22 protein-coding genes are annotated in these 23,752 nt (G+C 70.5%); 9 read left to right on the forward strand and 13 right to left on the reverse strand.

The window, feature by feature from the left end:
* Positions 1–367 precede the first annotated feature (367 nt).
* The 3 genes from ACH4U8_RS36440 to ACH4U8_RS36450 all read left to right on the forward strand — a co-directional run bounded on the left by ACH4U8_RS36440 (position 368) and on the right by ACH4U8_RS36450 (position 3,103).
* Complete coding sequence (locus ACH4U8_RS36440; RefSeq protein WP_395782566.1) at positions 368–1,375, forward strand: LPXTG cell wall anchor domain-containing protein; 1,008 nt, start codon at positions 368–370, stop codon at positions 1,373–1,375.
* Positions 1,376–1,532: 157 nt separating this feature from the next.
* Positions 1,533–2,144 (forward strand): SigE family RNA polymerase sigma factor, encoded by a 612-nt coding sequence (locus ACH4U8_RS36445; protein WP_395782567.1) that lies wholly within the window; start codon positions 1,533–1,535, stop codon positions 2,142–2,144.
* Positions 2,141–3,103 carry a hypothetical protein gene (locus tag ACH4U8_RS36450; RefSeq protein WP_395782568.1) on the forward strand — a complete coding sequence of 321 codons (963 nt, stop codon included), beginning with the start codon at positions 2,141–2,143 and terminating at the stop codon, positions 3,101–3,103. Before ACH4U8_RS36445 ends, ACH4U8_RS36450 begins: the two co-directional genes overlap by 4 nt.
* 55 nt (positions 3,104–3,158) lie before the next feature.
* On the opposite strand, the gene ACH4U8_RS36455 is transcribed toward ACH4U8_RS36450, so the two are convergent.
* Positions 3,159–4,526 (reverse strand): FAD-dependent oxidoreductase, encoded by a 1,368-nt coding sequence (locus ACH4U8_RS36455; protein WP_379992046.1) that lies wholly within the window; start codon positions 4,524–4,526, stop codon positions 3,159–3,161.
* A gap of 160 nt (positions 4,527–4,686) precedes the next feature.
* Between ACH4U8_RS36455 and ACH4U8_RS36460 the strand changes: the two genes are divergently transcribed.
* Positions 4,687–5,358, forward strand: a complete 672-nt coding sequence (locus tag ACH4U8_RS36460; RefSeq protein WP_395782569.1) for a DedA family protein — start codon at positions 4,687–4,689, stop codon at positions 5,356–5,358.
* A gap of 598 nt (positions 5,359–5,956) precedes the next feature.
* Here ACH4U8_RS36460 and pyrE read toward each other — a convergent pair.
* From pyrE to murJ, 3 genes are all read right to left on the reverse strand, one after another.
* Positions 5,957–6,496, reverse strand: a complete 540-nt coding sequence (gene pyrE, locus ACH4U8_RS36465) for an orotate phosphoribosyltransferase (protein WP_395782570.1) — start codon at positions 6,494–6,496, stop codon at positions 5,957–5,959.
* An 11-nt stretch (positions 6,497–6,507) separates the two neighbouring features.
* Positions 6,508–7,245 (reverse strand): CoxG family protein, encoded by a 738-nt coding sequence (locus ACH4U8_RS36470; RefSeq protein ID WP_395782571.1) that lies wholly within the window; start codon positions 7,243–7,245, stop codon positions 6,508–6,510.
* A gap of 87 nt (positions 7,246–7,332) precedes the next feature.
* Entirely contained in the window at positions 7,333–9,048 is a 1,716-nt protein-coding gene (gene murJ, locus ACH4U8_RS36475; protein ID WP_395782572.1) for a murein biosynthesis integral membrane protein MurJ, read from the reverse strand.
* 275 nt (positions 9,049–9,323) lie between these two features.
* Here murJ and ACH4U8_RS36480 point away from each other — a divergent pair, with 275 nt between their 5' ends.
* A complete protein-coding gene (locus ACH4U8_RS36480; protein WP_360312167.1) occupies positions 9,324–10,532 on the forward strand; it encodes a peptidoglycan bridge formation glycyltransferase FemA/FemB family protein in 1,209 nt (402 codons plus the stop codon).
* 39 nt (positions 10,533–10,571) lie between these two features.
* On the opposite strand, the gene ACH4U8_RS36485 is transcribed toward ACH4U8_RS36480, so the two are convergent.
* The 3 genes from ACH4U8_RS36485 to ACH4U8_RS36495 form a co-directional block, all read right to left on the reverse strand.
* The gene (locus tag ACH4U8_RS36485) at positions 10,572–12,143 is read right to left on the reverse strand and encodes a polyamine aminopropyltransferase (RefSeq protein ID WP_395782573.1); all 1,572 of its coding nucleotides are present in this window, start codon (positions 12,141–12,143) and stop codon (positions 10,572–10,574) included.
* 131 nt (positions 12,144–12,274) lie between these two features.
* Positions 12,275–12,700, reverse strand: a complete 426-nt coding sequence (locus ACH4U8_RS36490; protein WP_360312171.1) for a DUF350 domain-containing protein — start codon at positions 12,698–12,700, stop codon at positions 12,275–12,277.
* A 69-nt stretch (positions 12,701–12,769) separates the two neighbouring features.
* On the reverse strand, positions 12,770–13,276 hold the full coding sequence (locus tag ACH4U8_RS36495; RefSeq protein WP_395782574.1) for a DUF2617 family protein: 507 nt from the start codon (positions 13,274–13,276) through the stop codon (positions 12,770–12,772).
* A gap of 231 nt (positions 13,277–13,507) precedes the next feature.
* Between ACH4U8_RS36495 and ACH4U8_RS36500 the strand changes: the two genes are divergently transcribed.
* Positions 13,508–14,665 carry a pyridoxal phosphate-dependent aminotransferase gene (locus ACH4U8_RS36500; RefSeq protein ID WP_360312175.1) on the forward strand — a complete coding sequence of 386 codons (1,158 nt, stop codon included), beginning with the start codon at positions 13,508–13,510 and terminating at the stop codon, positions 14,663–14,665.
* 69 nt (positions 14,666–14,734) lie between these two features.
* Here ACH4U8_RS36500 and ACH4U8_RS36505 read toward each other — a convergent pair whose 3' ends face one another.
* Entirely contained in the window at positions 14,735–15,226 is a 492-nt protein-coding gene (locus ACH4U8_RS36505) for a YbjN domain-containing protein (RefSeq protein ID WP_360312177.1), read from the reverse strand.
* A 73-nt stretch (positions 15,227–15,299) separates the two neighbouring features.
* Positions 15,300–16,388 carry an RNA ligase (ATP) gene (locus tag ACH4U8_RS36510; RefSeq protein WP_395782575.1) on the reverse strand — a complete coding sequence of 363 codons (1,089 nt, stop codon included), beginning with the start codon at positions 16,386–16,388 and terminating at the stop codon, positions 15,300–15,302.
* A gap of 113 nt (positions 16,389–16,501) precedes the next feature.
* On the opposite strand from ACH4U8_RS36510, the gene ACH4U8_RS36515 reads away from it, so the two are divergent.
* Positions 16,502–16,864 carry a cupin gene (locus tag ACH4U8_RS36515; RefSeq protein ID WP_360312181.1) on the forward strand — a complete coding sequence of 121 codons (363 nt, stop codon included), beginning with the start codon at positions 16,502–16,504 and terminating at the stop codon, positions 16,862–16,864.
* A 56-nt stretch (positions 16,865–16,920) separates the two neighbouring features.
* On the opposite strand, the gene ACH4U8_RS36520 is transcribed toward ACH4U8_RS36515, so the two are convergent.
* The 4 genes from ACH4U8_RS36520 to ACH4U8_RS36535 all read right to left on the reverse strand — a co-directional run bounded on the left by ACH4U8_RS36520 (position 16,921) and on the right by ACH4U8_RS36535 (position 20,893).
* Positions 16,921–17,871 (reverse strand): hypothetical protein, encoded by a 951-nt coding sequence (locus ACH4U8_RS36520; protein ID WP_360312183.1) that lies wholly within the window; start codon positions 17,869–17,871, stop codon positions 16,921–16,923.
* A 43-nt stretch (positions 17,872–17,914) separates the two neighbouring features.
* Positions 17,915–18,763, reverse strand: a complete 849-nt coding sequence (locus ACH4U8_RS36525; protein ID WP_360312185.1) for a hypothetical protein — start codon at positions 18,761–18,763, stop codon at positions 17,915–17,917.
* Between the two features lie 79 nt (positions 18,764–18,842).
* A complete protein-coding gene (locus tag ACH4U8_RS36530) occupies positions 18,843–19,832 on the reverse strand; it encodes a hypothetical protein (RefSeq protein ID WP_395782576.1) in 990 nt (329 codons plus the stop codon).
* Entirely contained in the window at positions 19,829–20,893 is a 1,065-nt protein-coding gene (locus ACH4U8_RS36535) for a hypothetical protein (protein WP_395782577.1), read from the reverse strand. The genes ACH4U8_RS36530 and ACH4U8_RS36535 overlap by 4 nt, the downstream gene beginning before the upstream one ends.
* Positions 20,894–21,218: 325 nt before the next feature.
* Between ACH4U8_RS36535 and dnaK the strand changes: the two genes are divergently transcribed.
* Both dnaK and grpE read left to right on the forward strand, forming a co-directional pair.
* On the forward strand, positions 21,219–23,069 hold the full coding sequence (dnaK, locus tag ACH4U8_RS36540) for a molecular chaperone DnaK (RefSeq protein WP_395782578.1): 1,851 nt from the start codon (positions 21,219–21,221) through the stop codon (positions 23,067–23,069).
* Positions 23,066–23,659: a nucleotide exchange factor GrpE gene (gene grpE / locus ACH4U8_RS36545; protein WP_360324742.1), complete on the forward strand. Its 594-nt coding sequence runs from the start codon at positions 23,066–23,068 to the stop codon at positions 23,657–23,659. Before dnaK ends, grpE begins: the two co-directional genes overlap by 4 nt.
* The last annotated feature ends 93 nt before the right edge of the window (positions 23,660–23,752 follow it).

Here is a 23,752-nt window from a genome sequence, read left to right on the forward strand (position 1 = left end):
TCGTTGCTCGGCCAAGCGGTGATATGAGGGTTTCGGACACGGATGGCCGTATCCCCGCTTGCCGCCCATCCTGGCAGACCACCCCGGACGACACCGCATCCCGCCCTCCCCGTTCGGGGGACCGGATGCAATATCTGACGGAGCGTCAGTTCGGCATGCGGGTGGCACCGGGCTCTCGGGAAACCTCCGCACGAAATTTCCCATCGAACGCAACCATCCCATTGGAAGCGCGTCTTAGGCGTTGAGAGCAAGCAGGGACGCGGCGGGAACGACATGCGGGGCCGAGCGGCACCGGCCTTCGTGACGCCCGAGCCCCGGTTCATCCTCGTTTCTTTTCCCACAACCTTCCCCAAGGGACGCCCCTGTCATGCGCGTGACCGTTATGAACACTTTTGGCAAGAAGGCGGCCGCAGTCGTCTCCACCGCCCTGCTGCTGGGCGTCGGCCTGCCGCTGGTGCCCGGGATGGCGGGCACGGCATACGCCTGCGCGGGCGCCGACGCCGGGGCCAAGACGCCCGACAACCCGAAGCAGGCCACCGACGCCGCCGCGAAGAGCGGCTCCGACAAAGGGGGTTCCGCCGCCGGCGCACCGGCGCGCGCCGCTTCGACCACCGTGACGACGGACTGGTCGAAGGTGGGCATCCAACTGAGCGGGGTGCCGACCCGGGTGACCCGCGAGCGGTTGGTGCACGCCCGGATCACCGTGGTCAACGGCTCGGGCACGCAGACGGGCCGGATCCCGGTGGCCGTGTACTTCTCCGTGGACGGGAAGTCGAGCCTGGACCCGAACCCGCCCAAGGGCAGCACCGAAAAGTACGCGGCCAAGCCGGCCGACGTCGCGGTGAGCTACTCGTACGCGGGCGTCACGAGCAAGCTCTCGCTGCGCCGCGAGTGCCAGGGCGTACTGGCGGGCCGATTCGCCCTGAGCGGACGCGGCGCGCCGGGTACCCGCACCACGATCGACCTGGCGTTCACGATCAAGTCCTCGCTGCCCGCCAACGCCGTGGACAGCCACCTCTCGGCCTCGATCGACGTCTCCGGCCGGCAGCCACGCAGCGAGTCCGCGTACTTCGACGTGCTCAACAACGCGAGCCCGTCGACCACGGCCTCGACGAAGCCCACCACCAAGCCGTCGACCAAGCCCTCCACGAAGCCGTCGACCGAGCCGGAGCCCACCGCCACGCCCTCGACGAAGACTTCCGTCGAAGCGACGGGTGCGGCGGCCACCACCTCCGGGGCGCAAGCCGCCGACCGGGCCGAGCTCGCGAAGACCGGCGGCTCCATGGTCGCCCCGCCGGCCTCCGCCGGAGCCGTGCTGGTCCTCGTCGGAGGTGTCGGACTCGCCGTGACACGGCGTCGTCGCGTTCGGAACTGAACCGGCGTGGCGGCGAACTGAGCCGTGGGGAAAAGAACTTCGGGCGCCCACGCAACCCTTCGGGGGGCGGGGCGTCACCAGGACACAGGCTGTGCGCGGAGGGTGGGGGCGGTTTCATGACAGCGAAGGGGGCGGCGGAGCTGTGGCGCTGCTGAGCATGCCGGCATTCGGGGGCGACCAGCAGTCGTCCGGCTCCCCATCGGAGGAAACGACGTCGCCCGAGATACCGCGTCGGTCGCGATTTCGGATCCTCAAGGGTGGCAGCGAGGAACCGCCGGCCCGCCCGACGTTGACCGAGCTGTATCACGCCCAACGGCTCGGCATGGTCCGGCTGTCCATCCTGCTGGTCGACGACCTCGGCACCGCCGAGGACGTCGTCCAGGACGCCTTCACCGCGCTGTACCGACGCTTCGGCGAGGAGTTGGAGGATGTCGACAACGCGCTGGCGTACCTGCGCACCTCGGTGGTCAACCTCTCCCGTTCCGTGCTGCGCCGTCGGCGTACCGCCCGCGCCTACGTGCCGCCACACGAACCCGACGCCTCCTCGCCCGAGGACGCGGTGGTCCTGTCCGAGGAGCATCTACGGGTGCTCGGCGCGGTGCAACGCCTGGCCCCGCGACAGCGCGAAGTGCTGGTGCTGCGCTATTGGTCCGATATGACGGAGGCCCGGATAGCCGAGACCCTCGGGCTTTCCCGTGGAGCGGTGAAGTCCACGGCAAGCCGTGCCATCGACGCCCTGGAAAAACTCATGAAGGACGAACAGTCGTGACCGAACGCGATGCGCGCGACGAATCGATGGAGGATCTGCTGCGCGCGGCCCTGGCCTCGCGCGCGGACTCCGTCACGCTCGGCTCACTGCGCCCGCCGGGACCGCCCGGGTCGGTGCGCGAGCACCGCAGCCGGCGCCACACGATCGGCATCCCGCTCGCCATCCTGGCCATCGTGGCCGCGGCCTTCGGCGGGGTGTCACTGGTCGGCGCGCCGGACACGAAGACCAGCGCGCCGATGCAGTCCCGGGTGCCCTCGCCGCTGCCCACCCAGAGTGTGCGGCCGACCCCCACCACGACCGTCGCGACGCCGGAGCGGACCACCACCGCACCGGGCGCGCAGTCGCCCGAGGCACCGGAATCGGACACCCCCGAGACCGGCCGGGCAACGCATACCCGGGCTTCGAGCCGACCGCCGTCGACGCCCCCGACGAGCGAGCCGCCCGGTTTCCTGACCAGGCCCAGGTCCCCCGACGTCTCGGCGATCAAGTTCGCCAGGCAGCCGTCCTGGACGGTGGTGCGCGAGGACGCCGCACACCAGTGCGTGCTCGCGAACGCGAAGTATGCCGGGGACTGCCTGGGCCACGGCGCCTGGATCAACGTCCAGCCGGTGCCGGACCCGTCCGGCCTGTGGCCGTCCGACCCGTTCGTGGACACCGATGCCGGCGCGTTGACCCAGCCGCTGTGCCTGCGCGACGGCATGGTGGTCACGCCGCCGCCGACCGGAGCCGTCTCGGTGCTGGACACCAAGTCCACGGTCACCGTCGCGGGATATCCCGCGAAGTACCGCTCCTGGACCGTCACCTGCGCCGGCATCGGGTCCTACCAGGTCCGGCTGTGGTGGCTGGTCGAACAGGGGGTGTACGTGCACACGACCGGGCTGCCGGCCGGTGACGACATCGCCGATCGCATCGTCGCGTCCCTGGACCTCTCCGGCTTCAAGGCCCCCGCGGGAGGCTGAACCCCGTCCTCGGCGGCGCCGTGTCGACGGCGCCGCCGAGCGGGTCGGCGGCGGGTCAGCGCTGCTCGGCCACCTTCTGTGCCGCCTTGCGCGCCGCCACCAGGATCGGGTCCCACACCGGCGAGAACGGCGGCGCGTAACCGAGGTCCAGCGCGGTCATCTCCTCGACCGTCATCCGGTGGGTGAGCGCCACCGCCGCGGTGTCGATCCGCTTCGCGGCGCCGTCCCGGCCGACGATCTGCACACCCAGGAGCCGGCCGGTGATCCGCTCCGCGATCATCTTGACCGTCATCGAGCGCGCACCCGGGTAGTAGCCGGCCCGGCCGGTGGACTCGATGGTCGCGGTGACGAACTCGTAGCCCGCGGCGGCGGCGTCCTTCTCGCGCAGCCCGGTCCGGCCGATCTCCAGGTCGCAGACCTTGCTCACGGCGGTGCCCACGACGCCGGGGAAGGTCGCGTAGTCGCCGCCGATGTTGGTGCCGATCACCCGGCCGTGTTTGTTCGCGTGGGTGCCGAGCGCGATGTGCTGCCGCCGGCCGGAGACCAGGTTGAGCACCTCGACGCAGTCCCCGCCCGCCCAGATGCCGTCCGGGGTGACCCGCATCCGCAGGTCGGTCTGCAGACCACCGCTCGCGCCCAGCGGCAGGCCCGCCGCGCGGGCCAGCTCGGTGGCGGGACGCACGCCCAGGCCGAGCACCACGATGTCCGCGGGGAAGCGGCCGTCGTCGGTCAGCACGGCGCTCGCGCGACCGTCCACCAGCTCGATCTCCCGGGCCTCGGTCTCGGTCACCACCTCGATGCCCAGACCCTCCATCGCCTCGTGCACCAGCGCGCCCATGTCCGGGTCGAGGGTGGACATCGGGTGCGCGGAGCGGTCCACGACGGTGACCCGCAGACCCTTGTTCACCAGCGCCTCGGCCATCTCGATGCCGATGTAGCCGCCGCCGATCACCACCGCCGTACGGTGCTCGGGAGCCAGCCACTCGATCAGCTCGCGCGCGTCGTCCAGGGTCTGCACCCCGTACACGCCGGGCGCCTGGATGCCCGGCAGCGGCGGACGGATCGGCACCGCGCCGGTGGCGAGCACGAGTTGGTCGAAGCCGATCCGGTCGGCCCGCCCGGTACCCAGGTCGCGGACCGCCACCTGACGCCGATCCAGGTCCAATTCCTCCGCCTCGACCCCCAGGCGCAGGTCTATCCCCCGTTTGCGGTGCTCCTGCGGCGTGCGCGCGATCAGCGCGTCCGGGCCGTCCACCTCGCCGGACACCAGATAGGGGATGCCGCACGCGGAGTACGAGGAGAACCGGCCGCGTTCGAGCACGACGATCTCCAGGTCGTCCTCGCCACGCCGCCGTCGGGCCTGGGACGCCGCGCTCATTCCGGTGGCGTCGCCACCGATCACCACCAGCCGTTCGATGCCCACGTGCTACCCCTGACCGTGTGTGCGGACGTGTGTCCGCGTGTACCCGGGCACCCTCGCCGAGCGCACGATCCCCGCCGACAAGGTCCCGACCTGGTAATGATGCGGGGTTCCAGGCGGGGACGGGTGACAAGGCGCGCGTCGCGCGGACTACCCTCCAGAGGTGGAATTCCAAGCTGTCAACGTCCTCGACGCGACGTCCCTCATCTCGACGTTCGGACTCATCGGCATCCTCGCGATCATCTTCGCGGAGACGGGTCTGCTGGTCGGGTTCTTCTTCCCCGGCGACTCGATGCTGTTCCTGGCCGGCGTCGCCGCGTCCTCGTCGGCCGAAGAGATCGTCGGCACGTCCATCTCGCTGCCCTGGTTGCTCCTGGGCGCACCGCTGTGCGCGATCGCCGGCGCCCAACTCGGCCACTTCCTCGGTGCCCGGTACGGCACGAAGATGTTCAGCAAACCGGACTCCAAGCTGTTCAAGGCCGAGTACGTGACCAAGGCCGAGCAGTACTTCGAGAAGTTCGGCCCGGCCAAGGCCGTGCTGCTCGCCCGGTTCATCCCGATCGTCCGCACCTTCCTGAACCCCGTCGCCGGCGTCCTGGAGATGCCCGCGCGGACGTTCTTCGTGTGGAACGTCATCGGCGGCCTGGTGTGGACCGACGGAATCATCCTGCTCGGCTACAAGCTCGGCGACTCGATCGGCAGCAGTATCGACAAATACCTGCTGCCGGGGGTGTTCGTCATCGTGCTGATCTCGTTGCTCCCGATCATCATCGAGGTCATTCGCAGCAAGCGGGAGGCGAAGCGCGAAGCGACGTCCTCGTCGTCGGGTAACTGAACACATACGCTGCGAAGCGGCGGGGTGCCATTGGCACCCCGCCGCTTTTCGTTGTCCGGGCCGGCGTCGAGATCACCCATATTGAAATGCCCAGGCGTACAACCTTTTTCCGTCGCCGTGCGTCGGGTCGGTCCGCGACTATTACGGGGAGACGAAAACACCCTGCCCCCGGACGGGGACCGGAGGCAGGGCGGCTTTCGGTGCGGTGTCCACCGTCCGGTGGAGCACCACGGTTCCCGCGGCGCCGGGAGGCACCGGGGAGACCGGCACACACGCCGGGCGCGGTGCCGTCGGCGAAGGTGGCCGCCGGGTCGGACGGGGAACCGACCCGGCGGCCCGAGGGGAAAGGGCAGAGGTGTTCACGTCCTGTTCGGCGCGAATCGACTCAGCCGCGAGATCGCGGCGAGTGCGCGCAGGACGACATACACGACGAATTCATACTTCCCCCCCGGGAAGTCCGGTCGGCGGATGCGCCGACGTCGGAACTGCTTCGACAATATCCAAATCCACGAAAAAAGCAACGGCCGCCCGGTGAATGCGCAAGGCATCACACGGTGCGGCCGTCGACGGAATGTACGCGCCCGGTACTCGCCCGGTACTAATCGAGTTCGAGATCTTGCAGATGGTAGGCGACCCGATACTCCAGGCCGGCCTTTTCCACCGTCGGCGCGGCACCGCGCTCGACGATCACCGCGACCGCGACGACCTCGGCGCCGGCCTCGCGCAGCGCCTCCACCGCGGTCAGCACCGAGCCGCCGGTGGTGGAGGTGTCCTCGACGGCCAGCACCCGGCGGCCCTTCACGTCCGGACCCTCGATGCGGCGCTGGAGACCGTGCGCCTTGCCGGCCTTGCGCACCACGAACGCGTCCAGCTTGCGCCCCTGCGCGGCGGCGGCGTGCAACATCGCGACGGCGACCGGGTCGGCGCCCAGGGTCAGCCCGCCCACCGCGTCGAACTCCAGGTCCGACGTCAGCTCCAGCATGACCCGGCCGACCAGCGGGGCCGCCTCGCCGTCCAGGGTGATCCGGCGCAGGTCGACGTAGTAGTCCGCCTCCCGGCCGGAGGAGAGGACGACCTTGCCGTGCACGACGGCCTTGGTCTTGATCTGGTCGAGGAGTGCATCGCGGTCGGCATTCATGGCACCGGAGCCTAACCGGCGCGGCGGCGACGGACGTGCACCAGACGCCAGACGAGCAGCGCGCCGAGGGCGGGCACCAAGGCCCGGAGCGCGCGCCGCGCGGCCCGACCGGTGCCGTGGCCGGCCTCGGACCACAGATCCGGCTCCCCATCGAGCACGGCCGGTCGCGGCGTCGGCTGCGGCTGCCGGGACCGGGTCCGCGGCGTCGCGAAGGGATCCACGATCGGCTCGACCGGCTCGAACGGGGTGTCCGCCGCCGGCTCCGGGGCCAGTTCGTCGGCCAGCGCCGCGGCGAACAGGTCGGCGGCCCGGACGAACGCGGCGGCCCGCGCCCCCGCATCGCCGTCCGCGTCCGGGTCACCCGTATCGGTCGGCTTCGCCGTGTCGGCGAACACGATCCGGGTCTCGCTCGGCTCGTCCTCCTCGTCCGCCGCCAGGTCGTCCAGCCGCACGGTGAACTCGGCGTCGAAGGAACCCGCGCCGTCGTCGCCCGCGCCCTCGGTGCCCGCCACACTCGCGACCAGCGCCAGCGGCTCGACCGCGTCCGCGAGCCGCAGCCTGCCGCGATAGGTGACCGTGTCGGCGCCGACCCGCACCTGCCACCGGCCGGTCAGCTCGATCCCCTCGGCCCCCGTCCGGGCCGGCGCGTCCAACAGCAGGCCGGGCACGCACTGGGCCAGGCGTTCGGCGTCGTGGAAGGTGTCCCAGACCGATCGCACCGGGATCGGCACGACGACTTCGTACTGCATCCGTTCTCCCCGTTCATGGCGGCGCACGGTGCTCGACCGGCGCGCCCGTGGACCGACCCGGACGGTCGGCGGCTACCACCCACCCCATCACACCCGGCGGTGTCGCCCGGTCGGCGCGTCGGGGTCGATCACCCGCGGCGTCTCGACCGGATCGGGGTCCGGGACCGCCGGCTCGGCGGGCAACCACAACCGGCGCACCCGCGGATAGGCGACCGGTACGACCAGTCCCGCGAACAACACCGCGGCGCCCGCCAACGCGACCGCCGCGCCCACCGGCCCGGCGCCGAACGCGTGCGCACACCAGCGGGCGAACAACCACGACCCGCCCGCCGCGCCGGCCGAGACGATCGCCAGGCCCAGGTGGGTGCGGGCGACCCGGATCGTGTCCAGGCCGCGCAGCCGCCGGCGCAGCACCAGGGCCAGCCAGACCAGCCCGATGAGCTGCGCCACGCTGTACCCGGCGGCCATCCCGGTGACCGCCCACTCGGCGGGCAGTGTCCAGTAGGCCAGCAGCGAGAACAACGCCCCGGCCGCGGTCATCGCGGCATTGGCCCAGAACGGCGTGCGGGCGTCCTGGATCGCGTACAGCCCGCGCTGGATCAGGTATTGCGCCGAGTACGCGATCAGCCCGGGCGCGAACGCGGTCAGCATCAGCCCCATCGCGCGGGTGTCCGCCTCGGTGGTGACACCGTGCTGGAAGACCACCGCGGTCACCTGCGGGCCCAGCGCCAGGAACAGGAACGACACCGGCACGATCACCAGCGCGTTCAGCCGCAGGCCCCGGGAGATCGACTCGCGGACCAGAGCCGGGTGTCCGTCCGCCGCGGCCCGGCTGATCCGGGGCATCAGCATGGTCACGATCGACACGGTGACCACGCCGTGCGGGACGATCCACAACAACTGCGCGTTGGCGTACGCGGTGTAGCCCACACCGTGGCCGAGCCCGGACTCGACCGCCTTGTCGGAGACCTCGACCGCGAGCCGGGTGACCAGCCAGTAGCCCAACTGGGAGACACCGACCATGGCGACCGCCCAGCCGGCCATCCGCAGCGGCGTGCCCAGGCCGTGCCCGCGCCAGTCGAACCGCGGTCGCCAACGCACCCCGGCGGCACGCAGGTACGGCAGCAGCGCCGCCGCCTGCACCACGATCCCCAGCGTGGTGCCCAGGCCGAGCAGGCGGGCCTGCGCGGGGGTGATGCCCGCCGCGTCCCGCACGTCGTGCGCGACCAACAGGAAGGACCCGAAGACCGCGATCACCACGATGTTGTTCAGGATCGGCGTCCAGGCCATCGGCCCGAACCGCCCCCGTGCGTTGAGCACTTCGCCGACCAGGGCGAACACACCGTAGAAGAGGATCTGCGGCAGGCACATCCGGGCCAGCGCGATGGTCAGATCGCGCTGCGCGCCGTCGTAGTCCGCGTAGGCCGACACGATCGCGGGCGCGGCGAGCACGCCCACGACGGTCAGCACCAGCAACACGCAGCCGACCGCGGTCAGCAGCCGGTCGGTGTAGCCGGCTCCGCCGTCCGCGTCCCGCCGGGCGGCGCGCACCAGTTGCGGCACCAGGACCGAGTTGAGCGCGCCGCCGATGAGCAGGATGTAGAGGATGTTGGGCACCGTGTTCGCGACGTTGTAGCCGTCGGCGAACAAGCCGGTGCCCAGCGCCGCGACCACCGTCGCGCTGCGCACGAAGCCGGTCAGCCGGGACACCGCGGAGCCCAGAGCCAGGCTCGCGCCACCGCGCAGCACCGACCGGCCGCGAGCGGTGTCGGCGCCCCCCGCGGCCCGAGCGCGAACCGGCACGGGCACCCGCGTCGACGAGGCGGCGGGTGTCCCGGACGCGGCGTCGCGGTTCTCATCGCGAGCGTGCCTGCCCCCGGGCGGCGCCGAGACGACATGGCTCACAAACGACTCCAATTCGGCCTCGATCGGGGTTTGCGACATGCTCCCCCGTTGTCTGAGTCCTCGGGAGACCACTTCCGTTGCATTCGAATTTCTTGGTGACGAAACCCGCTGCCACGGGCTCTTAAAGAAATGCGGGGCTCCCCCGCATCCCTCCGTCCCCGAGGAGACGTCCCGTGGTCACGCTGCTCCCGGCGCCGCCCGCGCGCTCGAACGTTCCCGCCGCGGCGCCCACCGCACCCGCCGCCGGCACCCCCGCATCCGCCGCGCCCGGCGGTTCGAGGCTGCGGGTCGCCACGCTGACCTCCGACGCGCACCTGGCCCATCTGGACGGACGCGGCGACGCGGGCTTCCTGCAATACCCGTCCTGGGCCGTGGTCAAGGAGGGTTGGCGCAGCGAGGGGATCGGCTGGTACGACGCGAACGGAGCGGTGGTCGGGTCGGCCCTGGTGCTGTACCGCAAGATGCCCAAGGTGCCGTACTGGTTCGCCTACCTCCCCGAGGGTCCGGTGATCGACTGGGTCGATCCCAATCCACAACGCTGGCTGGACCCGCTGATCGAACACATGCGCAAGCGGAACGTGTTCACCGTGCGGATGGGTCCGCCGCTGGCCCACCGGCGGTGGCAGGCGCAGACCGTCAAGGACGCGGTCAAGCACGGCCTCAAGCACCTGGACCGGGTCACCCCCGACGAGATCGACCCGCTCGGCGCCACCGTCGCACTGCGACTGGGCGACCTGGGTTGGCGGGCGTCCGGCGACGGCGCGGACGCGCAGCCCCGGTACACCTTCGAGTTGCCCTTCGAGGACCGGTCGCTGGACCAGGTCAAGGCGGGCTTCAACCAGGAGTGGAAGCGGGCGATCGCCAAGGCGGGCAAGTCGGGCGTGGACATCACCGTGGGCGGCTACGAGGACCTGCCCGCGTTCTTCGAGTTGCTCCAGGTCACCGAGCGCCGCAACGGTTTCCGACTTGGCCGCGAACTGCCCTACTACGAAAGACAGTTCCGAGCCCTTAACACCGAGTCGGCAGGCCGGATGAAGCTCTACCTGGCCCGCTTCGAGGACCGGCTGCTGGCCGCGCACACGCTGATCAGCGCGGGCTCGCGGGTCTGGTACCAGACCGGCGCGTCCACCGACCACGGGCGCGGCGTGCGCCCCAGCCACGCGCTCCAGTGGCGGATGATCCAGGACGTGTACGAACGTGGCGTGCCGGTCTACGACATGCGCGGGGTCAGCGCGGTGATCGACCCGGACGACCGGCTGTTCGGCGTGCTGCGCTGGAAGTTGGGTACCAACGGCCGGGTCGTGGAGAACCTGGGCGAGTGGGAGTACCCGGTGGTACCGACGCTGCACAAGGCGTTTCGGGCGTACATGTCGATCCGCTGAGCGCCGGGACGAGGTCGCCCAGAGACGGGCGGGGGCTGCTCACCCGCGCACGTAGTCGGCGATGCGCGGGTGGTTCAGGGTGGACGGCGGCACGTCCACCCGCGCCTCGTGCGGCGGGAACCAGTCGGCCCGGGCCAGCCGTTCGGCCGCCAGGAACGGCACCGCGGCCGCGTCCGGCGCGTCGTCGGCGGCCCGCAGCCCGGTGCCGGGCGCGACCGCGGCGAGCACGAAGCCCCGGTCGGCCGGGCCCGGCACGGTGACCCGATACGGCACCGTGCGCAGTCCGGCGGCGCGCAGCCCGGCCTCCGCGCACCAGTAGGCGCGCGGGTGCGCGTCCGGCGCGGGTGCGTGCACCACGATCCGGCCGGCCGGGCGCAACACGGTCCGGGTCAGGCCGTAGAACTCCTGCGTGTACAGCCGCGCGGCGGCGCCCGTGGTCGGCCCGGGCAGGTCGGCCACGACCACGTCGAAGCGCGCCGGGGCGGCCCGCACCCACGCGAAGGCGTCGGCGCCGACGACCCGCACGCGCGGATCGGCGAACGCGTCACCGGCCAACGCGCGCAGCGCCGGATCGGTGCGCGCGGGCGCGGTCTCGGCCACCCGCGCGACCACCAGCACCACCTCGCGCACGGCCGGGTAGCGCAGCACCTCGCGCAGCGCCAGCCCGTCGCCGCCGCCGAGCACGAGCACCCGCTCGTGCCGGCCCGCCATCGCGGGGTGCACCAGCGCCTGGGCGGCCTCGCTCGCCCCCGGGGCGGCCACCCGACGCTCGCCGTCCACGTACAACTCGGGTCCGGCCCCGGTGTGGGTGAGCACCACGTCCTCCCGGGCGGACACCACGTCCCCGTCGTAGAGCGCGTCGCGCGCGGCCCGTTCGAAGGCCGGCGTGGCCAGCCAGGTGCCGGCCAGCAGCGCGAGCACCGCGCCCACCGCCGCGTACATCCCCACCCGCAGCCGAAGCCGCAGGTCGACGCGGAAGAGCCACAACACCACGAGCGCGCCCGCGATCGCGTTGACCACGCCGGCGAGCAACACGGTGCGCAGTTGACCCAGGTGCGGCAGCAGCAGGAACGGGAAGAGCAGGCCGCCGATCAGCGCGCCCACATAGTCGGCCGCGAACAGGTCGGCCACCGCGCTGCCCGCCTCCTGGGGGCGAATGCGCTGCACCAGCGTCATCAGCAGCGGGATCTCGGCCCCGATCAACAGCCCGAGCACGGCCGAGACGGCGATCATCGGCCAGCGGTAGACGTCGTACCAGGCGAACGCGGCGTACAGCGCGGTCGCGCACATCCCGCCGCACACCGCGAGCAGGATCTCGACGGCGACGAACGCCGCCGCGGCCCGGCGCGCGAACGGCTTGGCGGCCAGCGCCCCGACGCCCATCGCGAAGACCATCACCGACAGCACGATCGAGGTCTCCACCACCGGGTCGCCGCCCAGCGTGCCGCCGAGCGCGGCCAGCGCGAGCTCGTAGATCAACCCGCACGCCGCGCAGACCAGCACCGCGAGCAGGACCACGAACCGCGCCGGCCCGGGCGCGATCGCGGCCGGGCGCGGGCGGACCGCGGACACGCGCGCGATGGTCGGCGCGCCCGGCACGGGGGAGTTCACCCCGAGCACGGTAGGGCCGAAGGAAGCGGATGGCGTCGAACGCGCCGACGGTTCACCCGAACCGGCTAGTTCGGGAGGCAGGGGAAGGAGCGCGGCTCACCGACCCGGCGCGCGGCCGGGTCGACCCCGGGTCAGGCGATGCACGCCGACACGATCGCGGCGATCGAGATCTGCGAGGACGCGGTGACCCACACGCACGGGTGCGGTTCCCGCTCGACCACGGTGGCGCCCAGTCGGCCCGGGGTGACCAGGTCGATCGCCAGGAAGGCGATGGCCATCAGGATCAATCCGGAGACGCCGAACATCGCCGTGGAGGCGAGGCCCTTGCCGAACTCGTCGTAGGTGGTCGCGATCGACGTGGTGACGATCATGCCCACGCCCAGCAGCGCCGAGGAGAGCACCAGGGCCGCGTTGCGATTGCGTTCGATCCAGATCTGTCGGCCGAGGTTGCCGGGCGTCAACACGTCCACGAGGACGAAGCCGAGGACCATGAGCACGATGCCCACTCCCCCGAACGCGAACGCGTAGCCGACCCCTTCGGCAAGGTCCCTGAACATGCCGCCGTCCCCCATCGTCGTCCGATCACCTGATGGGGCGTCATTGTGTCGGATCCCTTCGTGCGATCGTCACATCGCGCGGCTCCGAGTGTTCACGATCCGGCATTCCTGCGGATAGGTGTGCCAGGTGGACCAGACCGCGCCGGCCCCGCACCCCTCGACCACCATCGCGGTGACCGCGTACGGCAGCCCCGGATATTGGCCGATCAGGCCGTACCGGTGCCCGCCGGCCAGGGTGACGATCTCGCGCACCCGGGCGACGAACGCGGCATCCTCGAAACCCTGGGTCAGCGCGGTGAACTCGTACTCCCAGCGGCCGAGCCGAGTGGCCGCCCGGGCGGGCAGCGGGCCGGCCGCGCCCGGCACGCACGCGACGGTCTCCGACACCGGCGCGTCCTCCCCCCGGACGGGACTGATCAACATCTGGTGCGACGCGCCCAGCAGCCGCAGCTCCAGCGTCAGCCCTCCGAGTTCGACGGTGCGCTCGGCCAGCGCGGGCAGCGGCGGCAGGCCCAGGCACCAGCCGAGGGCGTCCGCACGGGTGTCGGTGTACGTGGTGGTGAGTGTGGCGTGCATTCTCGCGCTCATCTGTCCGGGCAACGGGGAAGACCCCACGGGAGGCTCCCGGGGGCGACAATCGGCTGCAAACCAGGGGACATGACTCACGGTAGGCGCCCAAAGGCGCAACGTCGTCACCCGTGAAGGTGAAAGGCACCGACACGAATGGGTGAAGGACACCCTGTGAGCGGCCCCGACCCGCACGCGAGGATGGGCGGGTAGACCGAACCCCGCGAAGGAGCCGTACGGATGAACCGACCGCTGTTGGCCCGACACCTGGACGGCCTGGGCACCACGATCTTCGCCGAGATGTCCGCCCTCGCCCGCAGCACCGGCGCGATCAACCTGGGCCAGGGCTTCCCCGACACCGACGGCCCGGCGGAGGTGATCGAGGTCGCCGTCGCCGCCATGCGCGACGGCGCGAATCAATACCCACCGGGCGACGGCATCCCCGACCTGCGCCTGGCCGTCGCCGAGCACCGGCAGCGCTTCTACGGGCAGACCTTCGACCCCGACTCCGAGGTGCTGATCACCACCGGCGCGACCGAGGCGATCGCCGCGGCCCTGCTCGCACTGCTAGAACCGGGCGACGAGGTGGTCGCGCTCGAACCCTTCTACGACTCGTACGCGGCCTGCATCGCGATGGCCGGCGCACGCCGGGTCGGCGTCACCCTGCGCCCCCCGCACTTCCGACCGGACCCGGCCGAGCTGCGCGCGGCGATCACCGAGCGCACCCGGGTGATCATGCTCAACAGCCCGCACAACCCGACCGGCACCGTGCTCACCCGGGCCGAGCTGGAGACGATCGCCGAGATCGCGATCGAACACGACCTGATCGTGGTCACCGACGAGGTGTACGAACACCTGGTCTACACCGGCGAGCACATCCCGATCTCCACCCTGCCGGGCATGCGCGAGCGCACCGTGACCATCTCCTCGGCGGGCAAGACCTTCTCGTTCACCGGCTGGAAGGTCGGCTGGGTGTGCGCGCCCCGGGAACTGATCGCGGCGGTACGCACGACCAAGCAGTTCCTGACCTACACGTCCGGCGCGCCGTTCCAACCCGCCATCGCGCACGCGCTGCGGCTGCCGGACGACTACTTCGGCGGCCTGCGCGAGGATCTGCGACACAAGCGCGACCTGCTCGGCGGCGGCCTGCGCGCGGCCGGGCTGACCGTGTACGAACCGCAGGGCACGTACTTCACCACCACCGACATCACCGCACTCGGCTACACGGACGGCCTGGACTTCTGCCGTCGGCTGCCCGAGCTGCGCGGTGTGGTCGCGATCCCCGAGGTGGTCTTCTTCGACGACGTCGAGGTCGGCCGGCCGCTGGTGCGGTTCGCCTTCTGCAAGCGGGTCGAGGTGTTGGAGGAGGCGGCCAAGCGGCTCGCGGCGACCGGCTGAGCGGGCCCGGCCGAGCGGAAACCGGCGCCCGTGAGTGGGGGTGGGTGCCCCCACACACGGGCGCGGCGGTTACGCCTGGTCGTCGGCGGCCGGCTCGTCCTCGGGGCCGTACTGCTCGTTGATCCAGTTCCCGAACGAGATACACGTGCTGATCCACGCACGCGTGGTGAACACGAACAGCTCGCGGTTGATGCCGGGCTCGCAGTCGAGCTGGGCCTCGCCGATCAGCCGCAGCTTGTCCTCGTGCTCGTGCGTGTAGACCTTGGGCCAGAAGAACTGGCGGTGCCACTCGTCGAGCAGCTCCAGCATCCGCGGCCGCTCGGCCGGGTCGAACGCACGATCGAGGAACATCCGGACCGTGAAGATCTCGTGCTTGTCACCGCGCAGCATGAAGTAGACGCGGAAGCCGTCCCACGGCGCGCAGATGTCACCTTCCTCGTCGGTGAAATGGTTCACCTGAAGCTCGTCGAGGACCTGATTGATCAGATCCGCCGACGGCTTGACGACCGGTGCGGCCGGAACGAAGGTCGACCTCGGAAGCGAGGACGGGTCGATGCTCATGAAGGATCCTCTCCAGACGTATGCACGCCATCCTCTCTCATTCGGCCCAGGGCGGTGGGCCACGCCCGAGCCCCTATTCGTACTCGGTGCCGCCCTTGCGGGTGAGGTAGGCCGCGGAGACGATCTTGCCGATCGCCCGCCCGCCGACCACGTCGCTGTACCGCTCCCGGGCGGGGCGCACCACGAGCCCCTCCCGCAGGTGCGCACCCGTGCCCGAGACCGTCTCCCGGCCCTCGGCCAGGGCCAACAGCGCGGCCTCGTCGTAGGGCCCGGTGTACAACGTCGGCACCACCGGCGGCGCGACCGGCAAGCCGGCGAGCAGGTCCGCGAGTTGCTCGGCGTCCACCCGGCGCACCACACCGGCGGCGTCCGCGAACGCGACATCGAAGACCGCGTAGCCCGGCAGCTCCGATCGACCCTGCGCGCCGTACGCCAGGTCCTGCACACCCTGCCCGAACACCTCGCCGAACACGCCCACCCGGGCCGCGCCGAAGCGCGCGGCCAACGCCGCGGCGACCTCGGGCAGCCGGTGCGCGAGCACGCTGCGCCAGTAGAGGTTGGACTCGTCCCGGACCAACGCCTGCGACCGCGCGCCGAAGCCCTTCGAGGAGACGAAGCTCTCGCCGGTGTCGGCCACATAGGTGTACAGGCACGCGGTCCCGTGGATCTTCTCGGTCGCCACCACCGGCTCGCCGGCGGTGAACAGCGCCGGGTAGCGCCGTACGTTCTCGATGTCGACCCACGGCAGCAACTCGGCCGCGGACACGATGTCGCCGCTCATGTGCACGGGGATCGGCGGCACCCACTTGACGATGCCCAGCAGCTCGGCGAAGTCCTCGTCGTCGGCGAGCGCGGCGGCCCGGTCCAGGCCCGCCAACGCGGCCGGCCGGCACACGATGCCCTGGGACAGCTCGCCGCGCAGCCGGATCGCCCGGACCCGGTTCTTCGCCGACCCGGCGAGCCGCCCGGTGAGCCCGAGCTCCTCGATCAGCGGGTCCGGCAGCACCGCCTGCTCCGGGATGTACAGCGCCACGTCACCGGTGACATAGGCGCCCTTGGCGACCACGGCGCGGTACAGCCCGACCTGGGCCAGCTCCAGCGCGTCGGCGTTCGGGTGTGCGTGCACGACCAACCGCTCGACCGTGACCCTGAGTGTGGACATGCCCCGCCCCTTCCCTGCGCTCGCCTGGCGGTGAATCCGCGCCGTCGACACGGTCCCAAGCGGCCGGGCGGGGCCGCCAACGATTTATCGGCGCTCTGGGACAGGATGGGCCCATGCCGAACTTCATCGAAAAGCCCACGGTCGTCGAGGCGGCGGGCAACATCCCCAAGACCATTCGCGAGTTCGTCGGCCGGGTCAACACCGGCGACGAGGCGCTCAGCATCGCGCACATGACCAGCCCGGGCGGCTGGGAGGAGCCGGGCCAGCGCCCCGAGTTCGACGAGTACACGGTCGTCCTGCGCGGCGTGCTGACCGTCGAGTTCGAGGGCGGCAGCCAGGAGGTCGCCGCCGGCCAGGGCATCCACACCGCCGCCGGCGAGTGGGTGCGCTACAGCACCAGGACGACCGAGGGCGCCGACTACATCGCCGTCTGCCTCCCGGGCTTCGCGCCGAACACGGTGCACCGCGACGAGTAGACCTGTGGCCCGGCGGGTGGCGGTCGCCGCCCCGCCGGGCGCCCGGTGCGACGGGCTCAGATCTTGGCGGTGATGGTCGAGATGAACTTCGGCAGCAGTTCGCCCTGCCAGCCGGACCAGGGCGAGTCGGTGCCCTCCTTGGTGAGGCTGCCCGTACCGCCGATCTGGAGGACGTACTGCCCCTTGCGCAGCCGCAGGGTGTTGCTCGAGTAGTAGGCGTCGTCGGCGCCCCCCGCCGTACCGATCGCCTTGAAGTCGGACGCGACCCGCTGCGCGCTGTTCTTGCCGAGGTTCCAGGAGTAGTCGAGCTCCTTGGGAGCGTCGATGTTGTCGAACTGGATGTTCACCTTGATCACGTTGCTGTAGCCGAAGCCGCGCTTGGAGGTCATCGTGTACAGGCAGGTCGTGCTGCGCAGCGCCGGGCCCCGGGACTTGTAGGAGCCGACCGCGTTGGCGGTGCCCTGTTCCTCCTGGGTGATCACCTCGGGGATGACCTTGGCGATCTCCTCCGGCCGGATCAGATCGCATACGTCCGGCCAGGTGGACATGTCGCTCGCCACCGGCGCGAACCTGCCGCCGCTCTTGGGCGCGGGCGGCGCCTCGGGACGCGAGGCGGCCTTCGAGGCCGCCTCGGTCGGGGTGGCGCCGACCGCGTTCGGGTCGAAGCTCTCCAGCTTGCGCACGCTCTCCGTGGGGGGCAGCTTGACCGCTTCGTTCTTCTTGCCGTCCGTGCCGTTGATCAGCAGTGCCGCGATCACCGTCGCCGCCGTGCCCCCCGCGAGCACGGCCAGCCAACTGAAGACCTGCTTGCGGCGGTTGGGCCGCGGCGGCTCGGGCGGATACGGCTGCGGATAGCCGGGCGGGCCGTAGCCCGGCGGCCCGCCGTACTGGCCGGGCCCGCCGTACTGGCCCGGCGGCGGCTGCTGGCCGTAGCCGCCCTGCGGCGGGTAGCCGGGCCCCTGGCCGGAGTACTGGCCGGAGTTCGGGCTGTTGTATTGGCCGGTCATCGAGTGCTCCCGTGGGGACGAACCGTCGTGGGACAGCGGCGGATCAGTCGTCCGTCATCTTGATGTTGAGGACGCGCACCAGAGCCGGTCCGGCCTTCTTCGTCCAGGTGTCGGGTGCGTCGTTGGCGCCCGTCGAATCCTTGGTCATCGCGAGGACTTCCAGGACCACGTAGTAGCCCGGCGAGTCCGGCTTGGCGCCCTGCTTGTACAAGTTGAGCTTGCCGCTCTGACGGAACGCGTCCTGGACGAAGAGCTTGTTGCCCAGGTCCTCGTAGCCGGCGAACGGCGCCGCCTCCGCCTTGGCCTTCTCGTACGCGTCCTTGACCGGTCCGGCGTCGCCGATCGCCTTGATGGTCATGGTGAGCTTGCCGAGCTCGGTGGGGCTCTGCAGGTTGGGCAACTTGATCTGCACCGAGCACTCGAAGTTCCGGGGCGTCTTGGCGCCCTTGCGCCCCTGCCGCGAGCCCACGATGCTCGCGTCCGGGATCGCGTTCTGGATCTCCTTGTCGGACAACATCGTGCACGCGTCCGGCCACGTCCCGGTGTCCCCCGACGCGCGGAACTTCGGGCCGTCCACGACCGCCACCCCCGGCGGCGGCGTGTAGCCCTCGGGGAACGCGATGCCGTTCTCCGCCACCGGCTTGTCGCCCTTGTCGTTCTTCTTGTTGATCTCGTCGACGATGTACGAGGCCGCGACCGTGGCCAGCACACCGCCGACCACCACGCCGATCCAGCCCAGGATCGGCTTCAGCTTGCTTCGGCGCGGTGGCTGCTGGGGCGGCATCGGGCCACCGGGGTACGGCTGTTGGTACATCCCGGGCTGACCGTACGGCGGCTGCTGCTGCGGCGGCCCGCCGTACTGGTTCCCTCCTGGGTTCCCGATTCGTACCATCCCCGTGTTCCTCCCGATACCTGATCCGATGCGCTGTTCCGATGCGCTGTCGTTGCTGCCCTGCCGCGCGGACCGCGGTTTACATCCGTGCCACGAGGTAGCCGATGAGCGTCGGCCCGTACTGCTTGACGGCGTCGTCGCTCGGCAGCCGCGCCCCGCCCGGACCGCTCAGTCCACTGGCCATGTACAACTGCACGTAGTACGGGCCCTTGTGGAAGTAGATGTAAGCGTCGTCGCGGAACGCGTCGTCGGTGCCCAGCTTCGTGCCCAGTTCCTCGAACGTGCCGAACGGCTTGCGTCCGCGGCTCTTCTTGGTGTCGCCGTAGTGGCCCTTCGCGATCGCCGGCGTGCTCACCTCGTGGAGAGTGAGCTCGATCTTGGCGTACGTCGGATACTTCGGATTGTTCGGGTCCGGAACAGCGAGATCGAAGTTGCACTGGTTGTCCGCCGCGCCCGGGAAGTCGTACTTGACCGAGACGGTCGTGTCCGGCTTCCTGGTCTTGATCGTGGCGCCCTTGACGACCGACCCGATCTGCGCGTCCGACAACATCTCGCACGCCTTCGGCCAGGTCTTGCCGTCGTTGGTCGCGTTGAATTTTGCCCCGGCGTCGGTGGGCGGCGCTGCGGGGAAAACCATCGGGCGATCGATCGGCTCGGCACTTTGGCCGGGTTGGCCGGGTTGGCCGCTCTTGCCCCCGCCGGAGGCGCCGGGCTTCGCGGTGCCGACCGAGGTCGGGCCGGACTTGGCGGTGTCCTTGTCGTCGTCGTCCTTGTTCAGCAGCACGAAGCCGCCGACGGCGGCGCCGACCACGACGACGGCGACCGCGGCCCACAGCGCGATCCGGTTGTTCCGCCGCGGCGGCGGGGTGGGCTGCCCGTACGGGTGGCCGGGCGGTCCGTACGCCCCCGGCGGCGGGTAGCCGGGCTGCTGCGGCGGGTGGCCGGGCTGTTGCGGATAGCCGTGCTGCTGCGGGAAGGGCGGCTGCTGCTGCGGGTGTTGTGGGTACTGCCCGGGCTGACCGTAACCACCGCCCTGTTGCCCGGGCTGCTGCGGCCAACCCCCGCTCACAGCTTCTGCCCGACGACTGCGGCCACGGTCGGACCGTACTGACGCGCCATGGTGGAGCCCTTGAGCGGGTTGCCCTGCGAGTCCTCGATCTGGGCGTCCAGGGTGACCCACACCCGGAACCCGTTCTTGGAGATCTGCACCGTGCGGTTGTCGCGGAACGACCCGTCCACGCCGAGCTTGGCGGCCGGGATGTCGTCGTACTGGTCCGGGTAGGCCTTGGCGGCCGTCTCGGTCCGCGTCTTCTCCTTGTCGAAGGAGGCCTTCTCGTCGGCCAACGGCTTGTAGCCGTACGTGGTGACGTTGATCTTCGCGGGGTAGTCCGAGGACTGCAGGTTCGGCAGGTCGAGCAGGACGTCGCACTCGTTGTCGTTGACGTTCTTGCCGAAGATGTTCGAGTAGCGGCCCATGAAGCTCTTGCGCTCGCGGATGGTCGCCTCGGGGATGACCTGCTTGATCTCCTCGTCGGTCAACAGGTCGCAGGCCTTGGGCCAGGACTTCGGGTCGACCGAGACATTGCCGAACTTGGGCCCGGTGATCGCGGGCAGCGCGTCCGGGATCTTGAGCTGGTTGGTGATGTCGGCCTTCTTGGGGCCGGTCGCGGCGGTGTTCTCCGGCGCGGGCGCCTTGCCGGTGACGATCGGCGCGGCCGTGGTCTTCTGCGCCTCGGGGTCCTTCTTGTCGGTCGGGTCGTCGAAACCGACCAGCGCGACCACGACGGACGCGACGATGGCACCCGTGATACCGGCGATCCAGGTGCCGATCACCTTCTTGCTGCGTCCCCCGCGCGGCGGTTGACCGTCCGGGCCCAACGGGACCGGGTTCTGCGCGTACTGCTGGTAGTGCCCGTACTGGCTGTACTGCGGGTACGGATAGCCGCCGGACTCCTGGAAGCCGCCCGGCTGCCCCTGTTGTTGCGGAAAGCCGCTCTGCTGCTGTTGCGGAAAGCCGGCCTGCGGCGGATAGCCACCCTGCGGCGGGCCCGGCTGTCCCTGCTGTCCCGGTTGTCCCGGCGGGCCGGGTGGCATCGGCGGCACAGGCGGATAGCCCTGACCATCGCTCATCGGGAGGTCCCCCTCGGATCTCGGCTTCGCCTGGCGATTTTCGTGCAGGCAGCAGGCGCTGAGACATGCTGCCATGTGCATGGTGGGGCCGCAGCGGTCAAGGGTGTCGTTTGTGGCGACATTCACCTAAATAAGTCTCCCGGGGCGCACAACGTTTCGATGACGTCAAGCGTCTCGACCATCGGATCATCGCCCCGAAGCCGCCCCTCACAGGCCACGAGGCACTAAAGTTGAGTCAGGAATACTCAAGCGATTTGACCGGTTGCACCCGACGGCTCATCCTTGAGCGACAACCACTCAACTCTTTCCGTGGAGGAAGCGAATCATGGCACGTGCGGTCGGTATCGACCTCGGTACGACGAACTCCGTCGTCAGCGTTCTGGAAGGCGGCGAGTCGACCGTCATCACCAACGCGGAGGGGTCGCGGACCACACCGTCCGTGGTTGCCTTCGCGAAGAACGGTGAAGTGCTCGTCGGCGAGGTGGCCAAGCGTCAGGCCGTCACCAACGTCGACCGGACCATCCGTTCCGTCAAGCGTCACGTGGGCACCACGTGGTCCGTGGCGATCGACGACAAGAAGTACACCGCGCAGGAGATCAGCTCCCGCATCCTGATGAAGCTCAAGCGCGACGCCGAGGCGTACCTCGGTGAGAAGGTCACCGACGCGGTCATCACCGTGCCGGCGTACTTCAACGACGCCGAGCGCCAGGCGACCAAGGAAGCCGGCGAGATCGCCGGCCTGAAGGTCCTGCGCATCGTCAACGAGCCCACCGCGGCGGCGCTGGCGTACGGCCTGGACAAGGCCGACGAGCAGACCATCCTCGTCTTCGACCTCGGTGGCGGCACGTTCGACGTGTCGCTCCTGGAGATCGGCGACGGCGTGGTCGAGGTCAAGGCCACCAACGGTGACAACCACCTCGGCGGCGACGACTGGGACCAGCGGGTGATGGACCACCTGGTCAAGCAGTTCCAGAACGCGCACGGCGTGGACCTGTCCAAGGACAAGATGGCCCTCCAGCGCCTGCGCGAGGCGGCGGAGAAGGCCAAGATCGAGCTGTCCTCCTCGATGGAGACCTCGATCAACCTGCCCTACATCACGGCCTCGGCCGAGGGCCCGCTGCACCTGGACGAGAAGCTCACCCGCGCCCAGTTCCAGCAGCTCACCCAGGACCTGCTCGACCGCACCAAGGTGCCGTTCCAGAAGGTCATCGAGGACGCGGGCATCCCGCTCTCGGCGATCGACCACATCGTCCTGGTCGGCGGCTCGACCCGGATGCCGGCCGTGGCCGACGTGGTGCGCGAGCTCACCGGCGGCAAGGAGCCGAACAAGGGTGTGAACCCGGACGAGGTCGTCGCCGTCGGCGCCGCGCTCCAGGCCGGTGTGCTCAAGGGTGAGGTCAAGGACGTCCTGCTGCTGGACGTGACGCCGCTGTCTCTCGGTATCGAGACCAAGGGCGGCATCATGACCAAGCTGATCGAGCGCAACACCACGATCCCGACCAAGCGTTCGGAGATCTTCACCACGGCCGAGGACAATCAGCCGTCGGTGCAGATCCAGGTGTTCCAGGGCGAGCGCGAGATCGCCGCCTACAACAAGAAGCTCGGCATGTTCGAGCTGACCGGTCTGCCGCCGGCCCCGCGCGGGCTGCCGCAGATCGAGGTCACCTTCGACATCGACGCCAACGGCATCGTGCACGTGTCCGCGAAGGACCTGGGCACGGGCAAGGAGCAGTCGATGACCATCACCGGCGGCTCGGGCCTGCCCAAGGACGACATCGACCGGATGATGCGCGAGGCGGAGGCGCACGCGGAGGAGGACCACCAGCGTCGCGAGGCCGCGGAGACCCGCAACCAGGCCGAACAACTGGTGTACACCACCGAGAAGTTCATCAAGGACAACAGCGACAAGGTGCCGGCCGACGTCAAGACCGAGGTCGAGACGTCGCTGACCGAGCTCAAGGACGCGCTCAAGGGCGAGGACCTGGCCGCCATCCGCGACGCCGCGGAGAAGGTCAGCACCACGAGCCAGAAGCTGGGCACCGCGATGTACGCGAACGCCCAGCCGGGTGCCGAGGGCGCGGCCGGTTCGACCGGCGACGCGGCGGGCAACACTGCCGACGACGACGTCGTGGACGCCGAGATCGTCGACGAGGACCGTAAGGGCGGTGCTGCGTGACCGAAGGGACCGGCTCGAACCACGGCGCCGTCCCGGGCGACGCCCAAGAGACAGAGCCGAAGCCGGAAACCGGGACCGCCGCCTCGGCGGCGGCCCCGGCCCCCGGGGCGGCGGAGCTGGCCGAGCTGCGCAACCAGCTCGGCGAGCGCACGGCCGACCTGCAACGGCTTCAGGCCGAGTACGCGAACTACCGCAAGCGCGTCGAGCGGGACCGCAACGTGGCGGGCGAACTGGCCGCCATCAAGGTGCTGAGCGAACTGCTCCCGGTGCTCGACGACATCGGTCGGGCCCGTGACCACGGCGAACTGGCGGGCGGCTTCAAGTCGGTCGCCGAATCGCTGGAGTCGATCGTGGCCAAGATGGGGCTGCAGAGCTTCGGTTCCAAGGGCGACGCGTTCGACCCGACGGTGCACGAGGCGTTGCTGCACTCGTATGCGACCGATGTCACCGAACCCACGTGCGTGGAGATCCTGCAGCCCGGTTACCAGGTCGGCGAGCGGATCATCCGACCGGCGCGGGTGGCGGTCGCGGAACCCACGGCGGAAGCCGAGGGCGGTCCGGAGGAGTCGGGCGAAGCGGCCGGAAGCTGAACCGTCACCGGGAACCAGACGACGAGAAGCGGAGAGGAGGGACGCCGATGCGCGGGTGGAGTGGATCCGGAAACGGGCGCTCGGAGCACGAGG

It is taken from the genome of Embleya sp. NPDC020886, from assembly GCF_044333915.1.
Lineage (GTDB): Bacteria > Actinomycetota > Actinomycetes > Streptomycetales > Streptomycetaceae > Embleya.

Bases quoted from the DNA above. Each gene is read 5' to 3' on its own strand.
- ACH4U8_RS36500 (WP_360312175.1), top strand. From the start codon at position 13,508: ATGAACCGACCGCTGTTGGCCCGACACCTGGACGGCCTGGGCACCACG.
- ACH4U8_RS36515 (WP_360312181.1), top strand. From the start codon at position 16,502: ATGCCGAACTTCATCGAAAAGCCCACGGTCGTCGAGGCGGCGGGCAAC.
- ACH4U8_RS36440 (WP_395782566.1), top strand. From the start codon at position 368: ATGCGCGTGACCGTTATGAACACTTTTGGCAAGAAGGCGGCCGCAGTC.
- ACH4U8_RS36510 (WP_395782575.1), bottom strand. From the start codon at position 16,388: ATGTCCACACTCAGGGTCACGGTCGAGCGGTTGGTCGTGCACGCACAC.
- ACH4U8_RS36535 (WP_395782577.1), bottom strand. From the start codon at position 20,893: ATGAGCGATGGTCAGGGCTATCCGCCTGTGCCGCCGATGCCACCCGGC.
- ACH4U8_RS36525 (WP_360312185.1), bottom strand. From the start codon at position 18,763: ATGGTACGAATCGGGAACCCAGGAGGGAACCAGTACGGCGGGCCGCCG.
- ACH4U8_RS36505 (WP_360312177.1), bottom strand. From the start codon at position 15,226: ATGAGCATCGACCCGTCCTCGCTTCCGAGGTCGACCTTCGTTCCGGCC.
- ACH4U8_RS36490 (WP_360312171.1), bottom strand. From the start codon at position 12,700: ATGTTCAGGGACCTTGCCGAAGGGGTCGGCTACGCGTTCGCGTTCGGG.
- ACH4U8_RS36495 (WP_395782574.1), bottom strand. From the start codon at position 13,276: ATGCACGCCACACTCACCACCACGTACACCGACACCCGTGCGGACGCC.
- ACH4U8_RS36470 (WP_395782571.1), bottom strand. From the start codon at position 7,245: ATGCAGTACGAAGTCGTCGTGCCGATCCCGGTGCGATCGGTCTGGGAC.
- dnaK (WP_395782578.1), top strand. From the start codon at position 21,219: ATGGCACGTGCGGTCGGTATCGACCTCGGTACGACGAACTCCGTCGTC.
- ACH4U8_RS36520 (WP_360312183.1), bottom strand. From the start codon at position 17,871: ATGACCGGCCAATACAACAGCCCGAACTCCGGCCAGTACTCCGGCCAG.
- pyrE (WP_395782570.1), bottom strand. From the start codon at position 6,496: ATGAATGCCGACCGCGATGCACTCCTCGACCAGATCAAGACCAAGGCC.
- ACH4U8_RS36445 (WP_395782567.1), top strand. From the start codon at position 1,533: ATGCCGGCATTCGGGGGCGACCAGCAGTCGTCCGGCTCCCCATCGGAG.